We start from the raw sequence: 22,446 nt of genomic DNA, 5'->3' as shown, positions 1-22,446 counted from the left end.
GCCGCGACGTTCCATTCCACCGCTCACTTTTACCTGGAGTGTGGACGACACGAGAGACATGGCGAAGCTCGGGCTGGTAGTGAACGCGGTCGGTCTCCTGCTCAGCGCGGTCGGCACCCTCCTGCTGTACGCGCACGTGACCGACGAGTACCACTCGCACATTCAGGACATCGGGTCGATCGCGGTCGGCTACCTCGGCGTGATCCTGTTCGGGATGTCGGTGTCGCTCACCGGGATCGCGCTGTTGCTGCGGCGGTCCGCCGACTGAGGCCGCCTCCCTCGTGCGGGAACGGGAGGTGCGCCCGTCCCTGGTCCCACTCGGCGTTCATCACCCGCCAGCGGGGGTTGTCCCGCCACAGCGACAGTTCGTCGCGTTCGGCGAGCCGATGCGCCGTGGACTTGTCGTGGCCGTTCGCCCGGTAGAGGATCTCTCTGAGCTCATGATACAGGATGAACCGGTCGTACCTCGACCACTTCTCGGAGATCCAGACCTCGTTCCTCGGGATGCCTAGGTCGTCGGCCGCTGGCGGGTAGATCAGCTCCCCGTCGAGTTCGACGCGGTAACAGGCGTTGTACTTCGCGATCCTCTCGTGGGGGACGTGTTCGACCGTCCAGCCGTGCTCCCGGATCGCCTCGCGTGGCGACGGCATAACCGGATGCCCGCCGCGTCTGAGATGAAGATATCGGCGGTTTGTGGGCCCGTCTCACCCCCCGTTCATAACACCGCCGCCAGCGCGTCCATCGTCTCGTCGACGCGCTCGACTCGCGCGTTGTGACCCATGTGGCCGACGCGGAGTACGTCTCCGGCGTCTTCGCCCAGTCCGGTCGCGAGAATCACGTCGTGCTCCTCGCGCAGCCGCTCCTGAAGCGCCTCGGCCCGACCGGGGACCTCGAAGGCGGTCACCGTCGGCGAACTGCGCTCCGGGTCGGGAACCGGCTCCAGTCCCAGCTCCGCACCGCGCTCGCGGCACCGGGCCGCGGCCGCCTCGTGTCGCTCTCGGACCGCGTCGAGGCCCTCGTCCAGCAGCAGCCCGAGCGCCGCGTCGAGCGCGACGACCTCGGTCGTCAGGTGCGTGTACGGGAACCCGTCGCTCACGTCGCGGAACGGGAGGAAGTTCGCGTACAGCGAGTGCGGGTCCCGCTCCTCCATCGCGGCCCACGCGCGCTCGCTCACCGCGGCGGTCGCGAGCCCGGGCGGCGCGCTGAAGCACTTCTGTGAGGCCCCGAGGCACACGTCGATCCGGTCTGTCGGGACCGAGACGCCGCCGAGCGACGAGACGGCGTCGACGACCGTGAGGACCTCCGCGTCTGCGGCCTCGATCCGGTCGAGCGCCGCCGTAACGTCGTTGAGCGCGCCGGTCGGCGTTTCGCAGTGGACCATCGTCGCGATGTCGAAGTCGGCCTCGTCCCCCGCCAGCGCCTCGTCGAGCGCGTCGACCGGGAGCGGCTCGTCGTGGTCGGCGGCGACCAGGGTCGGGGTCCCCCCGTACGACTCCACGAAGTCGGCGAACCCCTCGCCGTAGAGCCCGTTCGACAGACACAGCACCTCTGTGCCGGGCTCGACGAGCGACGCGACCGCCGCCTCCAGCCCGAGGATCCCCTCGCCGCCGAGGGCGACGACATCGCGGGCGTCCCCTCCGGGTGCGTCGGTGTCGACGCCGTAGACCCTCGCGAGCCGGTCGGTGAGCCGGTCGTATATCTCCCGGAACCGCGGGTCTACGTCGGGGTGTATCAGCTCGCGGGACATCGCGTCGCGCACGGGCTCTGGGACCGCGGTCGGCCCCGGCGTCATGAGCATACGTCCCGGTTTGACCGCCCGTATATAAACCGTCCGCGCGAAGCGCGACCGTCGGCGCCGCGGTCGAGCGATCGAGACGGTCGGCGACGGAAACGGCCGGGCGACATACTCATATATTTCTGTCGCCTGAGTACGATCACAATGATGCTCCCGACCCACGTGCTGGCGGGGATGCTGCTCGCGACCCCGCTGGCGCTCGTGGCGCCGGAGCTGGCGCCGATCGGGTTCGTCGCCGGCTTTCTCGGCGGCCTCACGCCGGATCTGGACATGTACGTCGGTCACCGGCGGACGCTCCACTACCCGGTGTACTACCCGGTGATCGCGGTGCCGGCGCTGCTCGCGGCGGCGCTGGCGCCGTCACCCGTCACCGTCGGCGCCGCGTTCTTCCTCCTCGGGGCGGCGTTCCACAGCGTCACCGACATGTACGGCGGCGGGCTGGAGCTCCGCCCGTGGGAGGGGAACTCCGACAAGGCGGTGTACGACCACCACCGGGATCGGTGGATCCCGCCGCGCCGCGGCGTCCGCTACGACGGCGCGGTGGAGGACCTCGCGCTCTCCGTCGCGATGTCGGTGCCGCTGTACCTCCTGCTCGACGGGCCGCTCCGACGGCTCGTCGTCGCCACGGTGATCGTCGCCGCCGTGTACGCGGTCCTTCGCCGGCGTCTCGCGGACGCCGCCGCAGTGTTCTTCCCGCTGCTGCCGGCGGTGTTGGACCCGTACGTCCCCGAGCGGTACCGGTGACTGCGGCGGGTTCGATCAACGTTATTAGGTTCCCCGCCCCGTTTCATCCGATATCAGCCCGCGCCGGCGACGGCCGTCCCGGCGCGTCCACCCCACCATGCAACAGTACCTCGATCTCGTCGACGACGCGCTCTCGACGGGCACGTACAAGCCGAACCGGACCGGCGTCGACACCATCGCGACGTTCAGCGGGCAGTACACCGTCGACCTCGCGGAGGGGTTCCCCCTCCTGACGACGAAGAAGATGGACGGCTACCGGTGGAACTCGCTCATCCACGAGGTGCTGTGGTACCTCTCCGGCGAGGAGCACATCCGGAACCTCCGCGAGGAGACGAAGATCTGGGACGCGTGGGCCGACGAGGAGGGGAAGCTCGACACCGCGTACGGTCGGTTCTGGCGGCGGTACCCCGTCCCGGAGGCGGCGGCCGAACTCCCCGGCGAGACGTGGCCCGACGACGCGGACCGCTGGGTCACCGTGGAGGAGGACGACGACGGGACGCGGCGGCGCACGTTCGACCAGATTCAGTACGTCCTCGACACGCTCGAAGAGAACCCCCACTCCCGCCGGATGGTCGTGAACGCGTGGCACCCGGCGAACGCCGCCGTCTCGACGCTACCGCCCTGCCACTACACCTTCGTGGTGAACGTCCAAGACGGCCGGCTCAACCTCCACCTGACGCAGCGGTCGGGCGACATCGCGCTCGGCGTCCCGTTCAACATCGCGGCGTACGCGCTGCTTGCGAACGCGCTCGCGCAGCGGACCGGCTTCGAGGTCGGGGAGTTCGGCCACACGGTCGTCGACGCGCACGTCTACTGCGGCCGCGGCGAGCGCGGGAAGTGGTACGCGAACAATCTCCGCTACGTCCAAGAGCGGCTCGCGAACGTCGAGAGCAAGGAGGACTACCTCGACGTGAAAAGCTGGGTCGAGCGCACCGCCCCCGACGAGCCGAACGGGCAGGAGGGGTACGACCACGTGCCCGGCCTGCTCGAACAGCTGTCGCGGACGCCCCGCGACCGCCCGCGGATCGAGATCGCGGACAAGCCGCTGGACGAGCTGACCTACGAGGACGTCGAGGTCGTCGACTACGACTCCGCGGACGGCATCTCGTTCGCGGTCGCGGAGTGATGGCGGGCATGGATTCGAACCCGGACCTCGTCCTCGTCGCCGCCGTCGCCGAGAACCGCGTGATCGGCGACGGCGACGCGATGCCGTGGCACTACCCATCGGACCTGGCACGGTTCAAGCGCCTCACGACCGGCCACCCGGTGATCGTCGGTCGGAAGACGTACGAACGCATCGCCGAGCGCGTCGGCGGCCCGCTCCCCGAGCGGACGAGCGTCGTGTTGACGACCCGCCCCGTCGACGACGGCGACTTCCCCGACGGCGCGGTCGTCGCGCACGACGTCGAGTCGGCGCTCGCGCGGGCGGGAGCGAACGCCGCCGACCGCGGCGTCGACGACGTGTACGTCATCGGCGGCGCGACGGTGTACGAGGCGTACCTCGACCGCGCCGACCGGATGGAGATCACCGAGATCCCCGAGCGCCCCGACGGCGACACGCGGTTTCCGGACTGGGACCGGGAGACGTGGGTCGAGCGCGCCCGCGAGACCGACGACGACCTCGCGTTCGTCACCTACGAGCGGCGCGACGCGAAGTGAGCGAGCCGGGGGTAACGCCTCGCTCACTCGATGAACCGCGACTCCACGTCGCCGGTGGGCATCATACACCGGTCCTTCTTCCCGAACCACCGGTATCGGTTGTCGGCGACGAAGTCGTAGACTCGGTCGCGAACCGACTTCGGGACGTAGCGGAACGGCGAGAGCAGCCGGTAGCGGCCGCCGAGCCCCGACGCGATCTCGATGATCGCCGACGACTTCACGTAGCTCTCGCCGTCCTCGATCAGGACGACCGAGTCGAGGTCGTCGCTCGCAAGGTCGTGTTCGGCCAGCAGCGCCTGTCCCACGTCGGACTGGAGCGAGGCGAAGCGGTACTTCCCCTCCGCGTCGCGGGGGACGACGAACTGTACGAACCCGCTACAGAGGTTACAGACGCCGTCGAAGAGGATGACGGCCTCATCGTCGGGGATATCCCCGTCCATCACTCGCGAACCTATGTCGCCGCCGCAGTTCAGGATTGCGGTGGACCCGGAGCCGGGGTTGCGGTGGCGGCGGAGCGGAAGATTGCGGCGAGCGCAGAAGGGGGATACCGGTTGCCGGGTACCCCGGCGGGCGCCGAGGCGGACGCGGTCCGTCCCGCGCACGGAAAACTTATACAGGTCCCTCGGCCTCTCCAACAAGTTGGAGTCCGACATCATGGCTCGAAGTTCCTCCGTCGCGACCGCCCGATCGCGGTTCCGGACCGTCGTGCGACGGCTTTCGGCGGCGCTCGCCGCGCGGTGTTCGGTGGACCTGCGCGCGCTCGCCGCCTTCCGGATCGGCCTCGGTGCGCTGGTGATCGCCGACCTGATCCGGCGGTCGCGCTCGCTGTCCGCCTTCTACACGGACGACGGCGTGCTCCCGCGGAGCGCGCTGTTCGCCGACTACGGGGAGGTGTACTCCGTCCACGCGCTCGTCGGTGAGCCGTGGGCCGTGGCCCTGCTGTTCGCGCTCGCGGGCGCGTTCGCCCTCGCGCTGCTCGCCGGCTATCGGACGCGGCTCGCGGCGCTCGCCTCGTGGCTGCTGCTGCTCTCGCTCCACGCCCGGAACCCGATGGTGTTGAACTCGGGCGACAGCCTGCTCCGCATGCTGCTCTTCTGGAGCGTCTTCCTCCCGCTCGGCGCCCGCTGGTCGGTCGACGCCCTCAGGCGGGCAGGCGCGGGGACCGACGCGGACGCCGCCGCTGGCGCGGGCGGCTCCGAGAGAGATCCCGGGGCGGACGACGGCGATGAGTCCGCGACAGCCGGGCCGTCCGGGTCCGCCGTGGCGACCGTCGCCACGATGGCGGTCCTGATACAGGTGCTGTTGATGTACGTGACGAACGGCATCCACAAGCGCGGGAGCGACCTCTGGATGGACGGCGAGGCGGTCGCGTACATCATGCAGGCGGACCACTTCACCTACCTGCTGGGGAACCACCTCGCCGAGTTCACCGGCCTGCTCCGCGGTCTCACGGTCCTGTGGATCGCGCTCCTGTTCGCCTCCCCGCTGCTGATCCTGCTCACGGGGATCCCGCGCGCCGCGATCGCCTCGCTGTTCGTCGGGATGCACCTCGGCATGGCGGTCACGATGCCGATCGGCCTCTTCCCCATCGTCGTCGTCGTCGGCTTCGTGCCGTTCTTCCAGACCCCGGTCTGGGACGCCGCGGAGCGCGCCGTGGATCGGTTCGGCCCGCCGGCGGCCCTCGAACGGTGGCGCGCGCGCCTCGAGTCCGTCGGAGACGCGCTCGCCTCGCTCGACGCGTCGATACCCCGACCGACGCCGAGCGGCGCCCTCGCCGGCCTCCGCGCGCGAGTCGGACGCGGACGACCGCTCCTCTCGACGGTCGTGCCGTACGTCTTCCTCGTGCTGATCGTCCTCTCGAGCGCCCAGGCAGTCGGCTACGCCGAGACGCCAGACCCGGCCGAAAACGCCCTCGAAACCGTCGAGATGGACCAACACTGGCGGATGTTCGCACCGGATCCCACCCGCACGACCCGGTGGTTCGTGACGGTCGGCACCCTCGCCGACGGGACCGAGCGAGACGTGTTGCGCGACTCGCCCGTGGAGTTCGACCGGCCGCCGCGCGCGGAGGCCACCTACCGGAGCGCGCGCTGGCGGAAGTACCTCGGCAACGTCGCGTCGACGGACAACGAGAACCACCGGTCGTACCTCGCGAACTACCTCTGTGAGGACTGGAACCGGACCCGCGAGACGGCCGTGGAAAACGTCACGATCCACCAGCAGTACGAGCGGACCGACCCCTACAACGGGAGCGTGGTGGCCGCGAACGGGTTCGAGCTGATCGAGTACGACTGCTCGGGCGAGTTCATCCAAGACGAGTGACCGGCCCCGACCGCCGACCGCAACCCCCTTCCCTCGCCCGGCCGCCGTGACGGGTATGCAACCGACGGGACACCTGCGGGGCGACGCGGTCCGCGTGGGCGGGGACGCCCGCCAGCGCTTCTACGACGCCCGGGGGTACGGGCGGCCGCTCGACGGCAACGAGATCGCGCTCTCGCGGGTCGAGGCCGCCCACCTCCTGTTCCGCGGCGACCTCTCCGGGATCGAACTCGGGGGCGACGCGGCGGGCGTGTCGGGCGGCGACCCCGTCGGCTTCGAGCGCTTCTTCGTCGCGAGCGCGGCCGCCGCCGACCGCTTCGCGGTGCGGTTCCTCGTCTACTCCGACCTCCGCGACCGCGGCTTCTACCTCTCGCCCGCCCGCGAGCCGTGGCCCGGGGGGAGCGACGCGCCGGGAGACGCGGTCGACTTCGTCGCCTACGAGCGCGGCGAGACGCCCGACACGGGCAAGGTCAAGTACCCCATTCGGGTCGTCGGCGAGCGGGAGTCCGTCGCGGCCGCGGGGCTCGCGGGCCGCACCCTCGCGGTCGTCGACGAGGAGTCCGACATCACATACTTCGCGGCCGAGGGCGGCGCGGTCGACGGCGCGACCGACTACGAGCCCCCCGCCGACCTGAGCGGCGTCCTCCTCGCCGACCGCGTCGTCGTCTGGGACGCCCCCGAGGGGCTGTACGAGCGCGGCTTCTACGGCCGCCCGCTCACCGGACGGGCCGCAGACGTCGAGGGCGCGCTCCAGCTCTCCCTCGTCGAGGCCGCGTCGCTGGTCGCGGACGGCCGGCTGGCGCTGTCCACGTCGGTCGGAGACGAGGGGGGTGTTGCCGGCGACGACGCCGCCCGGATCGTTGCCCGCGGCCGCGAGGTGGAGGGGGACCGCTTCGACCGCCGGCTCGCGGTGTACGAGCGCCTCCGCGGTGCCGACGCGGTGCCGAAGACCGGCTTCAAGTTCGGCGCCGACTTCCGGACGTACCTCGACGTGGAGACGGTCGAGGACCTGCCCCACTCCGAACACCTGGTGCGCGTCGTCGAGGCCGACCACCGGTTCTCGCCGCGCGAGCTCTCGCTCGACGTGCGGCTCGCCGGCGGCGTCCGCAAGGAGATGGTGTTCGCGGTGACGTCGGTCGGCGGCGGACGCGGCGCGCGCGCGGCGGACTGGGTCCGCGCCGCCGACGTGGAGTGGGTCTCGGTCGACCGACTGACGCCGTAGCCGACCGGCACCGGAGTTGAGGGATACCGCAGCCGACCGTCTCGCGGCCGACCGATCACCGCCCCGTGGCCGACCGGTCACCGCTCCGCGGGCCGTTCACGACACCGTCACAGTGTCGTCGAACAGCGCGGCGAACAGCTTGTTTTCGGCCGCGCGGAGGTGCTGCGTGAACGTCGTCTGCGAGATATCCATCATCGACGCCACCTCCTCTCCGGTGTGCTCGCGGGGCCACTCGAAGAACCCGGCGAAGTGCGCGGTGCGCACCGCTTCGCGCTGCCGGTCGGTCAGCTCGGACCGGTCGCGCAGAACACGCTCACCGACCTCTTCGAGGACGTGTCGTGGGGGCAGCTCGACTACCTCGTGGTGGACCTGCCGCCGGGGACGGGCGACGTCCAGTTGACGGTGCTTCAGAACCTCCCCGTGACGGGGACGGTCGTCGTCACGACGCCGCAGTCCGTCGCCGTGGGCGACACCCGTCGAGGCGTTCAGATGTTCGGGGAGTACCGGACGAACGTGTTGGGCGTCGTCGAGAACATGAGCGGGTTCGTCTGCCCGAGCTGCGGGGACAGACACGAGATATTCGGCGAGGACGGGGGGGCGGACGCTCGCCGAGTCGGTCGACGTCCCGTACCTCAAATCGCTGCCGCTGGACCCGGCCGTCCGCGCGGGAGGCGACGACGGTGAGCCGATCGTCTCCGACGGCGACGGCGAGGCCGCGGCGGCGTTCCGGGACCTGGCGGCCGCGGTCGCGAACAAGGTCGGCGTCCTCCGGCGTCACCACCGACAGCGGAAGAGCGAGGAGGCGGTCTGAGCGGCGCGCGCCGCCGTTCACGCCTCGATCTCGAAGGGGATCACGTAGGTCCTGTTGTTCGACCCGAGCGAGAAGACGTACTCGCCCGGCCGGTCGAGCACCGCGTCGCGCCGGTCGGACGCGTCCGACGCGGTCGGGTCGTAGCGGAGCGTCCACGTCCGCGTCTCGTCGGGGGCCAGTTCGATCACGGTCAGATTGTACGTTCCCGCCGGCGCGTTCGCCGCCGCCCGCCACTCGGGCGCCCCCGAGTCGGCGGCGTTCCGGAAGACGACCCACCGGTCCGGATTGATCGGGACCGGCTCGTCGCCCACGTTCGTGGCGACGACGCGGACGGTCTCCCCGTCCCGATCGAGGGACAGCGAGAGCCCGCCCGTCCGCTGGTCGGGACACACCGGATCGTCGACCCGTTCGCCGTCCGGTCCTATCGCGGGGCAGCCCGGAGCGCCGCCCGACAGGCAGCCGGCGAGGACGACGAGACACGCGACCGCGACGAGGGCGAGTCGAGACATTACCGTCACGACGGTGCGCCGTTTCAAAGGGGGTCTCGGAGGCTACGACGATCGCTTGAGCTACCGACCGGCCGCGGGCGCCGCGGAGAGAGCAGGAAGCTTTTTCCGGCGGTGACGCGCGTCGACACCCATGGTCGACCCCTCCACGTTCCCCGCCGAGTCGAGCGCGTACGACATCTCAACGGTGGACCTCAGCGACGACCGATACGAGGTCACGCAGTCGCTGGTCCGCAACAAGTACGCCGTCACCGACAGCGCCGGCGATGTCGTCCTGCGCGGGAAACAGAAGATGTTCAAGCTGAAAGAGGAGTTCCCGTTCGTCACGGCCGACGGCGAGGACGCCTTCTCGGTGAAGGCCGGCGGCATCATGGACGTCGCGGGCAACTACGCGATCACCGACGCGGGCACCGGCGAGGAGGTCGTCGTCTTGGACGAGGACCTCTCGCTTCTCGTCGAGAACTGGACGATTCGCGACCCCGACACCGGCGAGGCGCTGGCGACGATCCGGTCGAAAAACAAGGTGCTGTCCGCGCTCCGGCACCTCGTCGGCCCCGCGAACCTGATCCCGAACAAGTACGAGATATTCGACGCCGACGGCGGCCACGTCGGCGACATCGCGGGGCAGTTCTCGATGCGCGACGCCTACACGGTCACCATCGACGACGCGAGCGGCGTGCCGAAGGAGGCGGTGATCGCCGCCGCGTGTATCCTCGACGCCCTAGAGAACAAGTAGCGGCCGCGACCGAGGGGACGGCGCCGGCTACTCCCCGCCCAGCTTCGACTCGCCGACCGCGTCGTGACCGTCGATGACCTCGGTGCCGCCCATGTACGGGCGGAGCGCCTCCGGGACGGTGACGGTGCCGTCGTCGTTCTGGTAGTACTCTAGGATCGCGACGACAATCCGCGGGACCGCGAGCCCCGAGCCGTTCAGGGTGTGGAGGTACTCCGCCGACTCGTGGTGCTCCTCGCGGTACTGGATCCCAGCGCGGCGCGCCTGAAAATCCTCGAAGTTGGAGACCGAGGAGACCTCCAGCCAGCGGCCTCCCTGCTCCGGGCCCTCGTCCATGTCGTCCGCGGGTGCCCACACCTCGACGTCGTACTTTTTCGCCTGCGTGAACCCGAGGTCGCCGGTACACATCTCGAGGATGCGGTAGGGCAGTTCCAGGCGGCGGAGCACCTCCTCGGCCTCGTCGACGAGCCCCTCGAAGCGCTCGTCGCTCTCCTCGGGCCGGACGAAGTTCACCATCTCCACCTTGTTGAACTGGTGGACGCGGACGATACCGCGCGTCTCGGTGCCGTGTTCGCCCGCCTCCTGTCGGAAGTTGGGCGTGTACGCCTGGTACTTCAGCGGGAGGTCCTCGCCGAGGAGGATCTCGTCGCGGTGGAGGTTCGTGACCGGCACCTCCGCGGTCGGGAGCAGCCAGAGGTCGTCGTCGTCGTAGTCGTCCTCGTTCGACCCTTCGACGCGGTAGGCGTCCTCGGTGAACTTCGGGAGTTGCCCGGTGCCGCGCATCGACTCGGAGTTGACGGGGATCGGCGGGAACACGTCCTCGTACCCCTGCTCGCGGTGGACGTCGAGCATGAACTGGATCAGGGCGTGTTCGAGGCGCGCGCCGTCGCCCTTCGCGACGTAGAACCCGCCGCCGGCGACCTTCGCGCCGCGCTCGAAGTCGAGGATCTCGAGGTCCTCACCGAGGTCGTAGTGCGGCTCCACGTCGGCGGGGACCTCGCGGTGGTCGTCGAACCCCTCGCGGCGCACCTCGACGTTCTCCGACTCGTCCGCGCCGACCGGCACGGAGTCTTGGGGGATCTGGGGCAGTTCGAGCAGCGACGCCTCCAGTTCGCGCTCCAGTTCGTCGGCGCGCGCCTCGACCTCCTGGAGCTCCGACTTGAGCTCCTGGGAGCGCTCGATCGCCTCCTGGGCCGCCTCCTCCTCGCCGGCGGCTTTCAGCTCGCCGATCGTCGAGGAGACCTCGTTGCGCTCGTGGCGCAGGTCGTCGCCGCGCTGTTTCAGCTTTCGCCACTCCTCGTCGACGTCGAGTATCCGGTCGAGGTCGACGTCGACGCCCTTGTTGTCGAGCGCCTCGCGGACGACCTCGGGGTTCTCCCGGACGAACTGTCGAGACAGCATTTGTCGGGAGTTCCGCGGGGCGACCCAAAACCGTATCGGAGCGTCGTCACCGCGTGACAAGGATTCGGGCCGGAGCGCGGAACCGCGGGCCTCAGGGGATGAACGAGAACGTACCGAACGCCATCAGGAGGGCGAGCGCGGCGACGACGACGCCCATCACGCGCATCATCAGGATCCGCGTGTCGCTCGGTTCGATCCGCCCCGTCGATCCGTCTGGCGAGCGGGTCTGCCAGCTCGTCATCTTTCGCGGGAACGCCGCCATCGCCAGCGCGCCGGCGCTAACGAGGAGGGGGACGGCAACGAAGAACAGCCGGAATGGTGCGGGGAGCATGCGCGGGGGAGTCTCGACGCGAGGCAACAAAGTGTTATGGAATCGGGAGGTCCCGCGGAGTCGGGGCGCCCGGTTCGCGCGTCGCCGTCAGTACCCGCCCGGTAACGCCATCCCGACGGCGAGCGCGGCGAGCGGCACGGCGGCGACGACCGCGTACCAGAGGCCGGCGGCGCCGAGGAGGAGCCACGTCCCGACGCCGTATCCCGTCGGGTCCCAGTCGACCCCGAACCGCGGCAGCCCGGCGACCGCGGCCGCGGGGGCGACGAGGCCGACGAGGACGCCGCCGAGAAGCGCCGTTGAGAGGAACCCCGAACTCCACGCGGGCCCCGCCTCGCCGGCGCGCGCCACCGTGAGGCCGACCCCGACGAGGTACGGGACGGAGAGCCCGACCGCGACCGCAAGGTACGAGGGGAGGACCCGCCCCGCCGGGGGAAGCGCCTCGAACAGCGCCCGGAGGCGCGACGCCGCGAGGAACGGCGCGCACAGTCCCGCGGCGACGAGCCCGGGGAAGCCCAGCAGCGCGAGCGTCCACAGCCAGCCGACGACCGAATCGACGACCGCGGGAGCGAGGGAGGTCGGAACCGACGGAGCGGGGACGGGCGAGACCATGCGCGAGACGAGCCGCCGCGGGCGGCAAACCTCTTGTGGTGACCTGCGAGGCGTCGCCGTCGCGGTCGGCCGGCGGCCGCCCGGAACCACCAGCGTTTATCCCGCTCGCCGCGACCGGCCGACAACGATGCTCATCACGGGCGCGACGCTGGCCGACGGCCGGGTGCGAGACGTGCGTATCGGCGACGACGGACGGATCGACGCGGTCGCCGAGGGGCTCGGCGCCGACGGCGGCGAGCGCGTCCTCGAAGCCCGCGGGAGGCACCTCCTGCCGGGCGCTGTCGATGTCCACGTCCACTTCCGGGAGCCCGGCGGGGGGCACAAGGAGACGTGGACCTCCGGGTCCGAGAGCGCGGCCGCCGGCGGGGTCACGACCGTCGTCGACCAGCCGAACACCTCGCCCCCGACGGTCGACGGCGCGGCGTTCGACGAGAAGTCCGCGCTCGCGGCCGACTCGCTCGTCGACTACGGGATCAACGGCGGCGTGACCCCCGACTGGGACCCCGAGGAGCTGTTCGATCGGCGCCTCTTCGCGCTCGGCGAGGTGTTCCTCGCGGACTCGACCGGCGACATGGGGATCGACGCCGACCTGTTCGCCGACGCGCTCGACGAGGCGAGCGCCCGCGACGTGCCGGTCACGGTCCACGCCGAGGACGCGACGCTGTTCGACGACGGCGCGCTCAACGGCGACCTCGGCGGGGTCGGCACGGCCGCGACCGCCAACGCGTGGTCCGCCTATCGGACGGCCGACGCCGAGGTCGCCGCGGTCGAGCGCGCGCTCGCGACGGCCGCGGAGCGCGACGCCCAGCTCCACGTCGCGCACACCTCGACGCCGGAGGCGGTCGACGCCGTCGTCGAGGCCCGCGAAAGCGAGTCGGGAGAGGGCGACGGCGACGCTAGTACCGACGCCGCACGCGTCACCTGCGAGGTGACGCCGCACCACCTCTACCTCTCCCGCGAGCGGGCGCGGTCGCTCGGCACGTTCGGGCGGATGAACCCGCCGCTACGGTCCGAGGAGCGCCGCGAGGCGCTGTTCGCCCGCCTCGCCGCGGGCGACGTCGACGTGGTCGCGACCGACCACGCGCCTCACACGGTCGAGGAGAAGCGGCGGGGACTCGTCGACGCGCCGAGCGGCGTGCCGGGCGTGGAGACGCTGTACCCCCTGCTCCTGGAGTCGGCGCGGACGGGCGAACTGTCGCTCGAACGCGTCCGGAACGTGGTCGCCGCGAACCCGGCCGAGATATTCGGCCTCGACCGGAAGGGGCGGGTCGCGGCGGGGCGCGACGCCGACCTCGTCCTCGTCGACATCGCCGACCCCCGCGAGATCGAGGCCGCCGCGCTCCACAGCGCCCCCGCGTGGACCCCATTCGAGGGGCTCCGCGGGGTCTTCCCCGAGGTGACGCTCGTCCGCGGCGAGGTCGTCTACGAACGCGACCCGGCGACGGGGGCGGCGTCGTTCGGCGAGCCCGTCGGGCGGAACGTCAGGGAGTCGTAATCGCGGGGAACCGAAGGGAATCGCGGAGCGCTGTGCGGAAACCGCGCGTCCGGGCGATCGACGGCCGAGACGCCGAAATCGGCCGCGACGACGGATCGGGGGCGGCGGAACGCATATGCCGTTGCTCGCCTTAGCCGGTGTATATCGATGACCACGGGGAGCATTCGCACGGTCGCCTCGGGGCGGGAGCCCGACCCGGACGAGGTCGGCCGGACATGACCGACCCCGGAGAGTCGGGGCCGGTCGGGACGGGTCCCGCGGGGTCGGCCGACGCGGAATCGAGCGACGCCGAGGCCGCGGGAGCGACGACCAGGGCCGGCGCGGGGAGCGGACCGGAGACCCCCGCGGACGTCGCCACGCTCGCGGACCGCATCGTCGAGGAGGTCGAGGACGTGATCGTCGGCAAGCGAGGCGCGGTCGAACACGTCCTCGTCACCGTGCTGGCGCGCGGCCACCTGCTCGTGGAGGACGTGCCGGGCGTCGGGAAAACGACGCTCGCGAAGTCGGTCGCGCGCTCGATCGACGGCTCGTTCAAGCGCGTCCAGTTCACCCCCGACCTCCTTCCCTCCGACGTCACCGGCGTCAACGTGTTCAACCGCCGCACCGACGAGTTCGACTTCCAGCCCGGTCCGGTGTTCGCGAACGTCGTGCTGGGCGACGAGATCAACCGCGCCCCGCCGAAGACGCAGTCGGCGCTCTTGGAGGCGATGGAGGAGAACCAGGTGACGACCGACGGGACCACCCGCGAGCTGCCGGACCCGTTCTGCGTGATCGCGACCCAGAACGACGTGGAGCCGGGACAGACGTACGAGCTTCCGGTCGCGGAGGTCGACCGGTTCACGAAGAAGATCCGGCTCGGCTACCCGGACACCGAGGAGGAGGCCGCGATCCTCGGGCGGCTCACCGGCGACCACCCGGTCGACTCGGTCGAGCCGGTCGCGACGATCGCGGACGTGCGGGCGGCCCGCCGGGTCGTCGGCGAGGTCGAGGCCTCGGAGGCGGTCCGGGAGTACGTGGCCCGGCTCGCGGTGTTCACCCGGCGGAACGCGAAGCTCGGGGCGAGCCCGCGCGGGAGCCTCGCGCTGATCCGCGCGTCGCAGGCCCGCGCCGCGCTCGACGGCCGCGGGTACGTGATCCCGGACGACGTTCAGACCGAGGCGCCGACGGTGCTCTCGCATCGGGTCCGGACCGAGTCGGGCGGGACCGACGGCGCGGACGTCGTCAGCGACGCGCTCGACCGGATTCGCGTGGAGTGACCCGCCCATGACGCCCCCCTCGCGCCGATGACGCCAGCGCTCACCCGACGAGGGCGCGTCGCCGGCGTCGTCGGCCTCGTCGCAGCCGCCAGCGCGTTCGCAGCAGGCGGCCGCGCCTTAGACGCGATCGTGATCCCGGTCGCCATCGCGCTCGCGGCCGGCTACGTCCAAGTGTTGCGGGTCGACGTGCCCGCGGTCCGCCACGTGGCGCCCGCCGACGGATTCGTCGGGGAGACGCGGGAGGTCCGCCTGGAGTTCGGACCCGACGCGGTCGGGGGCGGCGACGCCTCCCCGTCGTTCCTCGCCGACGTGTCTGTCCGGGTAGACGAGGGGCTCGACGGGCCGACGGCGCCGATCCGAGCGTCCGTCGGCACTGAGCCGGTGTCGTACCGCGTGACGTACCGCGAGCGCGGCGAGCGGACCCTCGGACCGATCGACCTCACCGTGACCGACGTGTTCGGCCTCTTCGAGCGCGAACTGGTCGTCGACGAGACCGACGCCGTGACGGTGTACCCGCCCCGCGACCCGATACCGACGCGGTTCCGGCGGGCGCTGTACGCGGCCGACGCGGTCGACGTGAGCCGGCAACGGGAGGAGTTCGACCGGCTCCGCGAGTACACCCGTGGCGACGCGGTCCGCGACGTCCACTGGGCGACGACCGCCAAGCGAGACGAGATCGTCGTCAAGGAGTTCGCGGCCGAGACCGCGCGGAACCGGGTGACGATCGCGGGCGGGACAGACGTCGGCAGCGGGAAGGAACGACCGGTGTTTGCCGGTATCGACCACGGCGACACCGACCGGGCCGCGAGCGCGGTCGCGGCCGACGAGCTCGCCCGGGCGACGGTGAGTCTCGCGCTGGCGCTGCTCGACGACGGGGTCCCGGTCGACGTGCGGCTCCCCGGCGGTCGCGTCTCGGCGGCACCGGGCGGCCGCGGTCGACGAGAGGTGCTGGAGCTGGCGGCGGTGACCAGCCCGGGAGCTGTGGCCGACGACGAGGCCGACGTGACGGTCGTCGCCGGGGCGGACGGCGCCCGGTTCCGCACGGGCGACCGGGCGGTCTCCTTCGCGGACCTGCGCCGCGAGGCCGAGGAGGAGGGCACGCCGACCGGAGCCCACGGCCCGCGCCGAGCCGAGAGCGCGGCGGACCCCGGGGAGGTGGCGTCGCCGTGAGCCGCGGTTCGTCGCTCCGGGAACCCCGTTCACCGGGCGAGCCGACCGACGGCGACGGGCGGCTCGCCGACCCGGCGGTCGTCGGCGTCGCGGTCGTCACCGCGGCGTACCTCGCCGTGTTCTTCCAAATAACGAACGTCGTCGGCGGGACGGGACGGACCGCCGGCGTCGTCGCGCTCGCCGGCCTCGGCGGCGTCGCGCTGGCGCGGGCCGTCGGCGAGCGGACCGCGCTGTGGCTGGCCGGCCTCCTCCTCGCCGCGGGGCTCGCCGCCTACGTCCTCGCGATCCCCGAGAGCCGGCGAGCGCTGTTCACGGCGCGGAGCGTCGCCTTGGACCTCCTCGCGCTGTCGACCGGGCTCTCCGTGTTGCGGCTGGCGCTCGCGGACGTCTGGGTGCTCGCGGTGGCGCCGGTGCCGACGTTCCTCGTCGGCTACTTCGCCGGGCGCGGGCGACACGTCGCGGCCGCGTCGGTCGCGGGAGGGACGCTCGGCTTCCTCGTGTTGACCGGCGACGCCGAGACGGGAGCCGCGGTCGCCGGGGTCGTCGGCCTGGCGCTCGCCGTCGGCCTCGCGACGCTCTCGACGCCGAGCCGGCGCCGCGGCCACGCGGGGACGTTCGCCGTGGTGGTCGCCGCGATGGTCGTCGCGAGCGCGACCGTCACCGTGATCCCGGCGGGGGCGGCGGCCCCGCTGGGGCTCGACCGCGGGACGACGACGTTAGAGTCGAGCCTGAGCGGCGACGACGAGCTGGACGTCGTCGGATCGACGCGGCTCTCGCCGGAGGTGCGGTACACGATCGAGAGCCCGGTCGAGCGGAACTGGCACACCGGCGCGTACGACACCTACACCGGCGATGGGTGGGTGCGGAGCGGCGAGCGGTCAGCGGTCAACGGCTCGCTGTCGGGCCCGCCGGGCGCGAGCGACCTCGTCGAGACGCGGATCACCTCGGAGGCCGAGTCGACCGCGCTGCCGGCGCCGTGGAAGCCGGTCTCGGCTCTGGGCGGCGGCGCGGTCGAGGTCGACGAGCGGGGGAGCCTCCGGCTCGCGGAGCCGCTCGAACCGGGCGACGGGGCGGTCGTCCGGAGCCGCGTGCTCGACGCAGACCCCGCGGCGCTCCGGAACGCCAGCGACGACTACCCGACGGCCATCGAGGAGCGGTACACGCAGCTGCCCGAGAGCACGCCCGGGCGGGTCGGCGACCGAACAGAGGAGATCGTCGCTGCCGCGGGCGCGGAGTCGCCGTACGAACAGGCGGCCGCGGTCGAGGCGTACCTCCGCTCGGAGTACGAGTACACGCTGACCGTCGAGGAGCCCGAGGGAGACGTGGCGGACGCGTTCCTCTTCGAGATGGACGCCGGGTACTGCGTGTACTTCGCGACGACGATGGCGGCGATGCTCCGGTCGCAGGGGATCCCGACGCGCTTCGAGACCGGCTACACCCCGGGCCAGCGGGTGGGCGACGACGAGTACGTCGTCCGGGGACAGAACGCCCACGCGTGGGTGTCGATCTACGTGCCGGACCACGGCTGGGTGGCGTTCGACCCGACCCCGTCCGGGCCGCGCGACGAGACGCGGGCGACCCGGCTCGCGGAGGCGCGCGCCGACGGGGCGGAGAACGTCGACACGGACGCGTCCGTCCCGGACCGGACGCCGGACCCCGAACCGAACCAGACCGACGCGGAGACGACCGACGACGCGCCGAGCGGGGGGACGAACGACTCGACGGTCGGGAACGCGAGCGGCGGCGGCGCGGTCGGTCCCACCGACATCGCGCGGCTCGACGGGACCCGGACCGGAACCATTCCGGCGGCGGCCACGCGGTCGGCGAGGGGATCCGAGGCGGACGGGAGCGACGGCGGCCCGCTCGGGTCGCTCCCCGACCCGGAGACCGCGCTCTACTGGCTGCTCGTCGCGGGGCTCGGCGTCGCGGGGGTCCGCCGGACGGGGCTCGCGGGACGAGTTCACCGTCGGATCGGTCCGGCGCTCCCGCGGCGGCGGCGCGATCCGAGGGCGGACGCCGAGCGCGCGTTCGGGGACCTCGAACGGCTGTTGGCCGGGCGCTACCGCGAGCGGCGCCCGGGGGAGACGCCGCGGAGCTACGTCGACGCGGTCCGGACGCTCGGCGCGGACGAGCGCGTCGAGACCGTCGCCGCCGCGTACGAGCGCGCCGCGTACGCCGGGTCGGTGACGCGCGCCGAGGCCGACGAGGCCCGGCGGGCCGTGCGCCGGCTCGCGCTCGAACGGCTGCCGCTCGTCGGGCGGTTCGTCCGCTGAACGGGGGGCTTCCCGACACTATTTAATATGGGCATCCTGTAGACTCAGGCTGTAATGTCGGAAGTCTGCTCGACGTGCGGACTGCCCCAGGAACTCTGCGTCTGCGAGGACGTCGCGAAAGAGTCCCAGCAGATCAGCATCCGCATCGACGAGCGCAGGTACGGTAAGGAGGTAACGGTCATCGAAGGATTCGACCCGAAGGACGTGGACCTGAGTTCCCTCTCGTCGGATCTCAAGTCGAAGTTCGCCTGCGGGGGCACCGTCGAAGACGGCGCCATCGAACTCCAGGGGAACCACTCGGGTCGCGTGGAGGACTTCCTCCGCGACAAGGGCTTCAACGTCGCGTGACCGTCACCTGACCGTCCGCCGTCGAGCGTCGGTTCGAACCGCAGTCGGCTCTCGTTTTTACCATGAGTCGCGTCCGGGAGCGACGGCACCGTCGACTCACGCGGCCGGAACGGACCGTCTCAGGCGACTACCGCGGCGCGGCCGACGACGAACGCCACCGCCGCGAGGAAGGTTCCGTACTTAAATCGGCGCTGCGCGGCGGCCGGGTCGGCGAAGCCCTCGTAGGCGGCGTACAGCATGACCGCGTCGGCGACCGCAACGACCGCGAGGTACGCCGCGCCGAGCGTCCCGGAGAGGTACGGTAGCGGGCTGACGGTCACGGCAACGCCGAGCGCGGCCGCGCCGATCCACAGCGCGCGGCGCTCGCCGACCGCGATGGGGAGCGTCGCGAGCCCCTCCTCGCGGTCGCCCGCCACGTCCTCGACGTCTTTGATCACCTCGCGGGTGAACGTCGAGAGACCGGCGAGCGCGGCGAGGACAAGGACCGCGCGCGGGTTCCCGACCGCGGCGCCGCCGAACAGGAACGTCGAGCCGACGAGGTAGGCGACCAGAGCGTTGCCGAGCCCGGGCGTACCCTTGAAGACGCTCGTGTAGGTGACGAGCGCGACGAGGTTCACCGCGGCGATGCCGATCGCGAGGGTCGGGAGTCGGACCGCGAACGCGACCGCGACCGCGAACCAGAGCGCGGCGGTCGCCAGCGCGGTCCGCGGCGAGACGGCGCCGCGGGGGATCGGCCGGCCGGGGCTGTTGACGGCGTCGATCTCGCGGTCGAAGTAGTCGTTGATCGCGTTGCCCGCGGCGACCGCGAAGACGGTCGTCGCGGCCGCCAGCGCGGTCGGGAGGACGGCGCCGCCCGCGCCCGCGACGAACGCGCCGGTGGCCGTGAGCCCCCCGGCGGCGACGCAGTTGCCGAGGCGCGCGAGCTCGACGATACCGCGGAGCGCGTCTCGCACGTCGTCCGCCTACTCCCGCCCGCGAGGAATAAACGGTGCGGGATCGGTCGCGCTGCGCCGCCGGCCCGGCTCGGGTCGTCCAACCGGTCCGCGGGAATCCGCCGAAAAGTAAAACCGGCGCTGCCCGTACCGGCTGTCATGTCCGACGCCGCCGTCAGCGGGGACCGCCGCCTGCGGGTCGACCTCGACGTCGACCTCGTCGACGACAGCGGGTGTCCGATCGTCACCGAAGCCACCGAGGCCGCCGGGGTGGCTGTCAACGCCGTCGGCGAGGAGTGCGTCGTCGACGTGACGACGCCCGACGGCGACGTGCGCCGTGGGACAGGCGAAGTGGGCGAGGATTGCCTCTGTCACGCCTTCTCCCGGCTCGGCTACGCCCCGCACTTCCGGCGCGTCGAGGACGGGACGATCCTCGTGACCGCGTACGTCGACGACCGCGACGCCGTCCGCCGACTGGTCGAGGAGCTCCGCGAGGTCGTCGACCGGGTGCGGCTCGTCCGGCTCGCGGTCGTGGAGGGCCCCGACGCGACCGAGCAGGTCACCTTCGACCTCTCCGCGCTGACGCCGAAACAGCGCCGCGGCCTCGAACTCGCGGTCGTCCGCGGCTACTTCGACGACGACCGCGACGTGCGCCTGAGCGACCTCGCGGACGAGCTCGGGATCAGCAAGTCGGCGCTCTCACAGCGGCTCCGCACCGCGCAGGCGAAGCTGGTGACCGACGTCTTCGACGGCGTCGAAGGGTGAGCGCGGTCCTCTTGAAGGGATACACACGTGAAGCGGGACGCGGAGGTGGCGTCGACGCGTCGGGCCGGGTATGACCGACGACGAGCCGCCGGTTCCCGAACCGGCCCGAGACGACGCCACCGTCGAACTCGTGCGCGACGCCATCGGCGTCGCGCGCGGCGAGGTGCCCGCGGAGCGGTTCTCGACGAAGTACGGCACGGGGATCGAGTCGGACGGCGGCCCGGAGTGAGGCCCGCCGCCGGACGGCGACTCAGTCGTCCGCGGGCGCGGACCGGTCGGGGCCGTCGATCCGTGCGAGGGCCTCCTCGCCGGCGCGCTCCGACTCCGTGAGGTAGCACTTCGGGTCGGGCGCGAACGGGTCGCCGTGCGCGGAGAGCGCCCGGAGCCGCGAGCCGCCGCGACAGATCGACTGGTACGCGCAGTCGGCGCACCGCCCGGAGAGGTGTTCCTCCCGCTCGCGGAGCCCGGAGAGGAGCGGGTTCGACTCGTCGGACCAGATCGCGCCGAACGAGCGGTCACGGACGTTCCCGGGCGAGTACCCCTGCCAGAACTGCGTCAGGTGGACGTTGCCGACGGGGTCGACGTCGGCGACGCGCTCGCCGGTCGGGTCGCCCCCGTTGCGTTCGAGGTACCGGTAGATGAGCCGGGCGCGATCCTCCCCCATCTCGCGGTCGGCGTACTCGACCAGGTGGCCCGCATCGGCGTAGTTGCCGACGAGCAGGGTCTCTATCTCCTCGCCTCGGTCGTGGTACTCGCGGGTGAGGTCACAGAGGTCGGTGACCGCCTTCCGAGTGGCCTCCGGGGAGAGGTCGACGTCGGAGATGTCGGCGCCGCGGCCGCCGTAATCGAGGTGGTAGAAGCAGAAGCGGTCGACGCCCACGTCGGCGAGCAGGTCGACGACGCCCGCGAGGTCGTCGACGTTGTGCTCGGTGATCGTGTACCGCAGTCCGGTCTTGAGCCCCACGTCGAGGCAGGCCTCGATCCCGCGCACGGCGGCGTCGAACGCGCCCTCCTCGCCCCGGATGCGGTCGTTGCGCTCGGGGAGTCCGTCGACCGAGACGCCGGCGTACTTGAGGCCGGCCTCCTTCAGTTCGCGGGCGCGCTCCCGGGTGAAGAGCGTGCCGTTCGTCGAGAGCACCGGCCGGATTCCGCTGTTGTCGGCGTACGCGACCAGCTCGGTGAGGTCCTCGCGGACGAGGGGCTCGCCGCCGGAGAAGAGGAGGACCGGGACGCCGAACTCGGCGAGGTCGTCGACGAGCGCCTTCCCCTCCGCGGTGGAGAGCTCGTTCGGCGCGCCCGCCTCGTCGGCGCCGGCGTAGCAGTGCTCGCAGTAGAGGTTACACCGCTTCGTGGTGTTCCAGACGACGACCGGACGCTGCTGTACCTCCTCGGTGATCTGCGGCTTCTTCGAGCCGTCGGCCGCGTCGTAGCGGAGCCCGTCGCTCTCGGCGTCGAGCCCGCAGAGCAGCTTGCTGACGGATATCATCGCTGGTCCCCCGCGTCGTCGGCGTCGACCGCGTCGGCCGGGGGCGCGCCGCCGCAGGAGACGGTCGGCGTCCCCTCCGTCTCCTCGTAAACGCGCGGTTCGTCGGCGTCCCCGTCGCCATCGTCGCTCTCTCCGGCCTCCGTCCCGTCGTCCGCGAGCGACCCGGCGGAAAACCGGGAAACCTCTGCGGCCGGGCACACCCACACGTCGCGGGCGTACCACGCGAAGAGCTTGCTCGCCTCCTCGTGGGCGGCGTCCGGCGTCGGGGCGGCGACGGTTCCGACGTGGCGGAGCGGGTCCGACTCCGCCTCGCGGACGAACACCTCGAAGCGGCGACCGTCGGCCGACCGCGGCCCGTTCGCGCCCTCGCTTCGGTCCGGCTTCTCGACCATACCCCACCGTACGGACGGTTCCCCGAACGGGGTTTCGCGCGTTCCCACGGCCGCGAAATTCGACCGAACGGGTTCGGGCGAGACGGTAACGCGGAGGGGTCGCCGTCCGAGTCGAGCGACGGCGGCAGACCTGCCGCTCCCGGCTCCGAGAGGATCGAGGACCGCGTACGCCGCGATCCCGTGTGAGAGCGGCCGTTAC

At 71.9% G+C, this 22,446-nt stretch carries 25 protein-coding genes and 1 pseudogene; 15 read left to right on the top strand and 11 right to left on the bottom strand.

Annotated features, from left to right (window positions below):
- The first annotated feature begins 40 nt into the window (after positions 1-40).
- On the top strand, positions 41-268 hold the full coding sequence (locus EXE52_RS11270; protein WP_233127177.1) for a hypothetical protein: 228 nt from the start codon (positions 41-43) through the stop codon (positions 266-268).
- On the opposite strand, the gene EXE52_RS11265 is transcribed toward EXE52_RS11270, so the two are convergent.
- Together EXE52_RS11265 and EXE52_RS11260 are read right to left on the bottom strand one after the other, a co-directional pair.
- On the bottom strand, positions 228-650 hold the full coding sequence (locus EXE52_RS11265; RefSeq protein WP_089308133.1) for a hypothetical protein: 423 nt from the start codon (positions 648-650) through the stop codon (positions 228-230). The genes EXE52_RS11270 and EXE52_RS11265 overlap by 41 nt on opposite strands.
- A gap of 65 nt (positions 651-715) precedes the next feature.
- Positions 716-1,798, bottom strand: coding sequence for an alanine--glyoxylate aminotransferase family protein (locus tag EXE52_RS11260; RefSeq protein WP_086215408.1), 1,083 nt, complete (start codon positions 1,796-1,798; stop codon positions 716-718).
- Positions 1,799-1,942: 144 nt separating this feature from the next.
- On the opposite strand from EXE52_RS11260, the gene EXE52_RS11255 reads away from it, so the two are divergent.
- The 3 genes from EXE52_RS11255 to EXE52_RS11245 all read left to right on the top strand — a co-directional run bounded on the left by EXE52_RS11255 (position 1,943) and on the right by EXE52_RS11245 (position 4,198).
- A complete protein-coding gene (locus EXE52_RS11255; RefSeq protein ID WP_176450665.1) occupies positions 1,943-2,539 on the top strand; it encodes a metal-dependent hydrolase in 597 nt (198 codons plus the stop codon).
- 97 nt (positions 2,540-2,636) lie between these two features.
- Positions 2,637-3,665, top strand: coding sequence for a thymidylate synthase (thyA, locus tag EXE52_RS11250; protein ID WP_049931586.1), 1,029 nt, complete (start codon positions 2,637-2,639; stop codon positions 3,663-3,665).
- On the top strand, positions 3,665-4,198 hold the full coding sequence (locus EXE52_RS11245; protein ID WP_089308134.1) for a dihydrofolate reductase: 534 nt from the start codon (positions 3,665-3,667) through the stop codon (positions 4,196-4,198). Before thyA ends, EXE52_RS11245 begins: the two co-directional genes overlap by 1 nt.
- A gap of 23 nt (positions 4,199-4,221) precedes the next feature.
- On the opposite strand, the gene EXE52_RS11240 is transcribed toward EXE52_RS11245, so the two are convergent.
- Positions 4,222-4,638, bottom strand: coding sequence for a thiol-disulfide oxidoreductase DCC family protein (locus EXE52_RS11240; protein ID WP_086215411.1), 417 nt, complete (start codon positions 4,636-4,638; stop codon positions 4,222-4,224).
- A 214-nt stretch (positions 4,639-4,852) separates the two neighbouring features.
- On the opposite strand from EXE52_RS11240, the gene EXE52_RS11235 reads away from it, so the two are divergent.
- Together EXE52_RS11235 and endA are read left to right on the top strand one after the other, a co-directional pair.
- Positions 4,853-6,520, top strand: a complete 1,668-nt coding sequence (locus EXE52_RS11235) for an HTTM domain-containing protein (protein WP_089308399.1) — start codon at positions 4,853-4,855, stop codon at positions 6,518-6,520.
- A gap of 55 nt (positions 6,521-6,575) precedes the next feature.
- Positions 6,576-7,739 (top strand): tRNA-intron lyase, encoded by a 1,164-nt coding sequence (gene endA, locus EXE52_RS11230; RefSeq protein ID WP_089308135.1) that lies wholly within the window; start codon positions 6,576-6,578, stop codon positions 7,737-7,739.
- A 96-nt stretch (positions 7,740-7,835) separates the two neighbouring features.
- Here the strand turns inward: endA and EXE52_RS11225 are convergent, their stop codons facing one another.
- The gene (locus EXE52_RS11225) at positions 7,836-8,003 is read right to left on the bottom strand and encodes a helix-turn-helix domain-containing protein (RefSeq protein ID WP_394334811.1); all 168 of its coding nucleotides are present in this window, start codon (positions 8,001-8,003) and stop codon (positions 7,836-7,838) included.
- A gap of 12 nt (positions 8,004-8,015) precedes the next feature.
- On the opposite strand from EXE52_RS11225, the pseudogene EXE52_RS11220 reads away from it, so the two are divergent.
- Positions 8,016-8,550, top strand: a pseudogene (locus EXE52_RS11220) (P-loop NTPase); the annotation flags it as partial.
- 17 nt (positions 8,551-8,567) lie between these two features.
- Here the strand turns inward: EXE52_RS11220 and EXE52_RS11215 are convergent.
- Complete coding sequence (locus EXE52_RS11215) at positions 8,568-9,059, bottom strand: hypothetical protein (RefSeq protein ID WP_089308136.1); 492 nt, start codon at positions 9,057-9,059, stop codon at positions 8,568-8,570.
- A gap of 130 nt (positions 9,060-9,189) precedes the next feature.
- Between EXE52_RS11215 and EXE52_RS11210 the strand changes: the two genes are divergently transcribed.
- Complete coding sequence (locus EXE52_RS11210) at positions 9,190-9,792, top strand: hypothetical protein (RefSeq protein ID WP_086215414.1); 603 nt, start codon at positions 9,190-9,192, stop codon at positions 9,790-9,792.
- A 27-nt stretch (positions 9,793-9,819) separates the two neighbouring features.
- On the opposite strand, the gene serS is transcribed toward EXE52_RS11210, so the two are convergent.
- From serS to EXE52_RS11195, 3 genes are all read right to left on the bottom strand, one after another.
- Positions 9,820-11,190, bottom strand: a complete 1,371-nt coding sequence (gene serS, locus EXE52_RS11205; protein WP_089308137.1) for a serine--tRNA ligase — start codon at positions 11,188-11,190, stop codon at positions 9,820-9,822.
- Between the two features lie 91 nt (positions 11,191-11,281).
- Positions 11,282-11,521 (bottom strand): hypothetical protein, encoded by a 240-nt coding sequence (locus tag EXE52_RS11200; protein ID WP_049931593.1) that lies wholly within the window; start codon positions 11,519-11,521, stop codon positions 11,282-11,284.
- Between the two features lie 87 nt (positions 11,522-11,608).
- The gene (locus EXE52_RS11195; RefSeq protein ID WP_089308138.1) at positions 11,609-12,130 is read right to left on the bottom strand and encodes a hypothetical protein; all 522 of its coding nucleotides are present in this window, start codon (positions 12,128-12,130) and stop codon (positions 11,609-11,611) included.
- A gap of 127 nt (positions 12,131-12,257) precedes the next feature.
- Here EXE52_RS11195 and EXE52_RS11190 point away from each other — a divergent pair, with 127 nt between their 5' ends.
- From EXE52_RS11190 to yciH, 5 genes are all read left to right on the top strand, one after another.
- Positions 12,258-13,625 carry a dihydroorotase gene (locus EXE52_RS11190; RefSeq protein ID WP_089308139.1) on the top strand — a complete coding sequence of 456 codons (1,368 nt, stop codon included), beginning with the start codon at positions 12,258-12,260 and terminating at the stop codon, positions 13,623-13,625.
- 215 nt (positions 13,626-13,840) lie between these two features.
- Complete coding sequence (locus EXE52_RS11185) at positions 13,841-14,881, top strand: MoxR family ATPase (RefSeq protein ID WP_089308140.1); 1,041 nt, start codon at positions 13,841-13,843, stop codon at positions 14,879-14,881.
- A gap of 27 nt (positions 14,882-14,908) precedes the next feature.
- A complete protein-coding gene (locus EXE52_RS11180) occupies positions 14,909-16,051 on the top strand; it encodes a DUF58 domain-containing protein (protein WP_089308141.1) in 1,143 nt (380 codons plus the stop codon).
- Positions 16,048-18,324, top strand: a complete 2,277-nt coding sequence (locus EXE52_RS11175; RefSeq protein WP_089308142.1) for a transglutaminase domain-containing protein — start codon at positions 16,048-16,050, stop codon at positions 18,322-18,324. Before EXE52_RS11180 ends, EXE52_RS11175 begins: the two co-directional genes overlap by 4 nt.
- Positions 18,325-18,378: 54 nt before the next feature.
- Positions 18,379-18,672, top strand: coding sequence for a stress response translation initiation inhibitor YciH (gene yciH, locus EXE52_RS11170; protein ID WP_004596695.1), 294 nt, complete (start codon positions 18,379-18,381; stop codon positions 18,670-18,672).
- Positions 18,673-18,791: 119 nt separating this feature from the next.
- Here the strand turns inward: yciH and EXE52_RS11165 are convergent, their stop codons facing one another.
- On the bottom strand, positions 18,792-19,625 hold the full coding sequence (locus EXE52_RS11165) for a geranylgeranylglycerol-phosphate geranylgeranyltransferase (protein WP_089308143.1): 834 nt from the start codon (positions 19,623-19,625) through the stop codon (positions 18,792-18,794).
- A 138-nt stretch (positions 19,626-19,763) separates the two neighbouring features.
- Between EXE52_RS11165 and EXE52_RS11160 the strand changes: the two genes are divergently transcribed.
- Positions 19,764-20,369, top strand: a complete 606-nt coding sequence (locus EXE52_RS11160) for a helix-turn-helix domain-containing protein (RefSeq protein ID WP_089308144.1) — start codon at positions 19,764-19,766, stop codon at positions 20,367-20,369.
- Positions 20,370-20,439: 70 nt separating this feature from the next.
- On the top strand, positions 20,440-20,598 hold the full coding sequence (locus EXE52_RS18285; protein WP_155120037.1) for a hypothetical protein: 159 nt from the start codon (positions 20,440-20,442) through the stop codon (positions 20,596-20,598).
- 21 nt (positions 20,599-20,619) lie between these two features.
- Here the strand turns inward: EXE52_RS18285 and EXE52_RS11155 are convergent, their stop codons facing one another.
- Both EXE52_RS11155 and EXE52_RS11150 read right to left on the bottom strand, forming a co-directional pair.
- Positions 20,620-21,855 carry a TIGR04347 family pseudo-SAM/SPASM protein gene (locus EXE52_RS11155; protein WP_089308145.1) on the bottom strand — a complete coding sequence of 412 codons (1,236 nt, stop codon included), beginning with the start codon at positions 21,853-21,855 and terminating at the stop codon, positions 20,620-20,622.
- Entirely contained in the window at positions 21,852-22,247 is a 396-nt protein-coding gene (locus tag EXE52_RS11150) for an Htur_1727 family rSAM-partnered candidate RiPP (protein WP_089308146.1), read from the bottom strand. Before EXE52_RS11150 ends, EXE52_RS11155 begins: the two co-directional genes overlap by 4 nt.
- Between the last annotated feature and the right edge of the window lie 199 nt (positions 22,248-22,446).

The organism is Halorubrum sp. CGM4_25_10-8A (genome assembly GCF_005435025.1).
Lineage (GTDB): Archaea > Halobacteriota > Halobacteria > Halobacteriales > Haloferacaceae > Halorubrum > Halorubrum ezzemoulense.
This window is presented reverse-complemented; position numbering and strand designations above follow the sequence as displayed.

What these genes read in the sequence shown, in the direction of transcription:
- thyA (WP_049931586.1), top strand. Translation starts at nt 2,637, where the DNA reads ATGCAACAGTACCTCGATCTCGTCGACGACGCGCTCTCGACGGGCACG.
- EXE52_RS11180 (WP_089308141.1), top strand. Translation starts at nt 14,909, where the DNA reads ATGACGCCAGCGCTCACCCGACGAGGGCGCGTCGCCGGCGTCGTCGGC.
- EXE52_RS11210 (WP_086215414.1), top strand. Translation starts at nt 9,190, where the DNA reads ATGGTCGACCCCTCCACGTTCCCCGCCGAGTCGAGCGCGTACGACATC.
- yciH (WP_004596695.1), top strand. Translation starts at nt 18,379, where the DNA reads ATGTCGGAAGTCTGCTCGACGTGCGGACTGCCCCAGGAACTCTGCGTC.
- EXE52_RS11260 (WP_086215408.1), bottom strand. Translation starts at nt 1,798, where the DNA reads ATGCTCATGACGCCGGGGCCGACCGCGGTCCCAGAGCCCGTGCGCGAC.
- EXE52_RS11150 (WP_089308146.1), bottom strand. Translation starts at nt 22,247, where the DNA reads ATGGTCGAGAAGCCGGACCGAAGCGAGGGCGCGAACGGGCCGCGGTCG.
- EXE52_RS11235 (WP_089308399.1), top strand. Translation starts at nt 4,853, where the DNA reads ATGGCTCGAAGTTCCTCCGTCGCGACCGCCCGATCGCGGTTCCGGACC.
- EXE52_RS11195 (WP_089308138.1), bottom strand. Translation starts at nt 12,130, where the DNA reads ATGGTCTCGCCCGTCCCCGCTCCGTCGGTTCCGACCTCCCTCGCTCCC.
- serS (WP_089308137.1), bottom strand. Translation starts at nt 11,190, where the DNA reads ATGCTGTCTCGACAGTTCGTCCGGGAGAACCCCGAGGTCGTCCGCGAG.
- endA (WP_089308135.1), top strand. Translation starts at nt 6,576, where the DNA reads ATGCAACCGACGGGACACCTGCGGGGCGACGCGGTCCGCGTGGGCGGG.
- EXE52_RS11185 (WP_089308140.1), top strand. Translation starts at nt 13,841, where the DNA reads ATGACCGACCCCGGAGAGTCGGGGCCGGTCGGGACGGGTCCCGCGGGG.
- EXE52_RS11215 (WP_089308136.1), bottom strand. Translation starts at nt 9,059, where the DNA reads ATGTCTCGACTCGCCCTCGTCGCGGTCGCGTGTCTCGTCGTCCTCGCC.
- EXE52_RS11245 (WP_089308134.1), top strand. Translation starts at nt 3,665, where the DNA reads ATGGCGGGCATGGATTCGAACCCGGACCTCGTCCTCGTCGCCGCCGTC.
- EXE52_RS11240 (WP_086215411.1), bottom strand. Translation starts at nt 4,638, where the DNA reads ATGGACGGGGATATCCCCGACGATGAGGCCGTCATCCTCTTCGACGGC.
- EXE52_RS11265 (WP_089308133.1), bottom strand. Translation starts at nt 650, where the DNA reads ATGCCGTCGCCACGCGAGGCGATCCGGGAGCACGGCTGGACGGTCGAA.
- EXE52_RS11190 (WP_089308139.1), top strand. Translation starts at nt 12,258, where the DNA reads ATGCTCATCACGGGCGCGACGCTGGCCGACGGCCGGGTGCGAGACGTG.
- EXE52_RS18285 (WP_155120037.1), top strand. Translation starts at nt 20,440, where the DNA reads ATGACCGACGACGAGCCGCCGGTTCCCGAACCGGCCCGAGACGACGCC.
- EXE52_RS11155 (WP_089308145.1), bottom strand. Translation starts at nt 21,855, where the DNA reads ATGATATCCGTCAGCAAGCTGCTCTGCGGGCTCGACGCCGAGAGCGAC.
- EXE52_RS11160 (WP_089308144.1), top strand. Translation starts at nt 19,764, where the DNA reads ATGTCCGACGCCGCCGTCAGCGGGGACCGCCGCCTGCGGGTCGACCTC.
- EXE52_RS11200 (WP_049931593.1), bottom strand. Translation starts at nt 11,521, where the DNA reads ATGCTCCCCGCACCATTCCGGCTGTTCTTCGTTGCCGTCCCCCTCCTC.
- EXE52_RS11255 (WP_176450665.1), top strand. Translation starts at nt 1,943, where the DNA reads ATGCTCCCGACCCACGTGCTGGCGGGGATGCTGCTCGCGACCCCGCTG.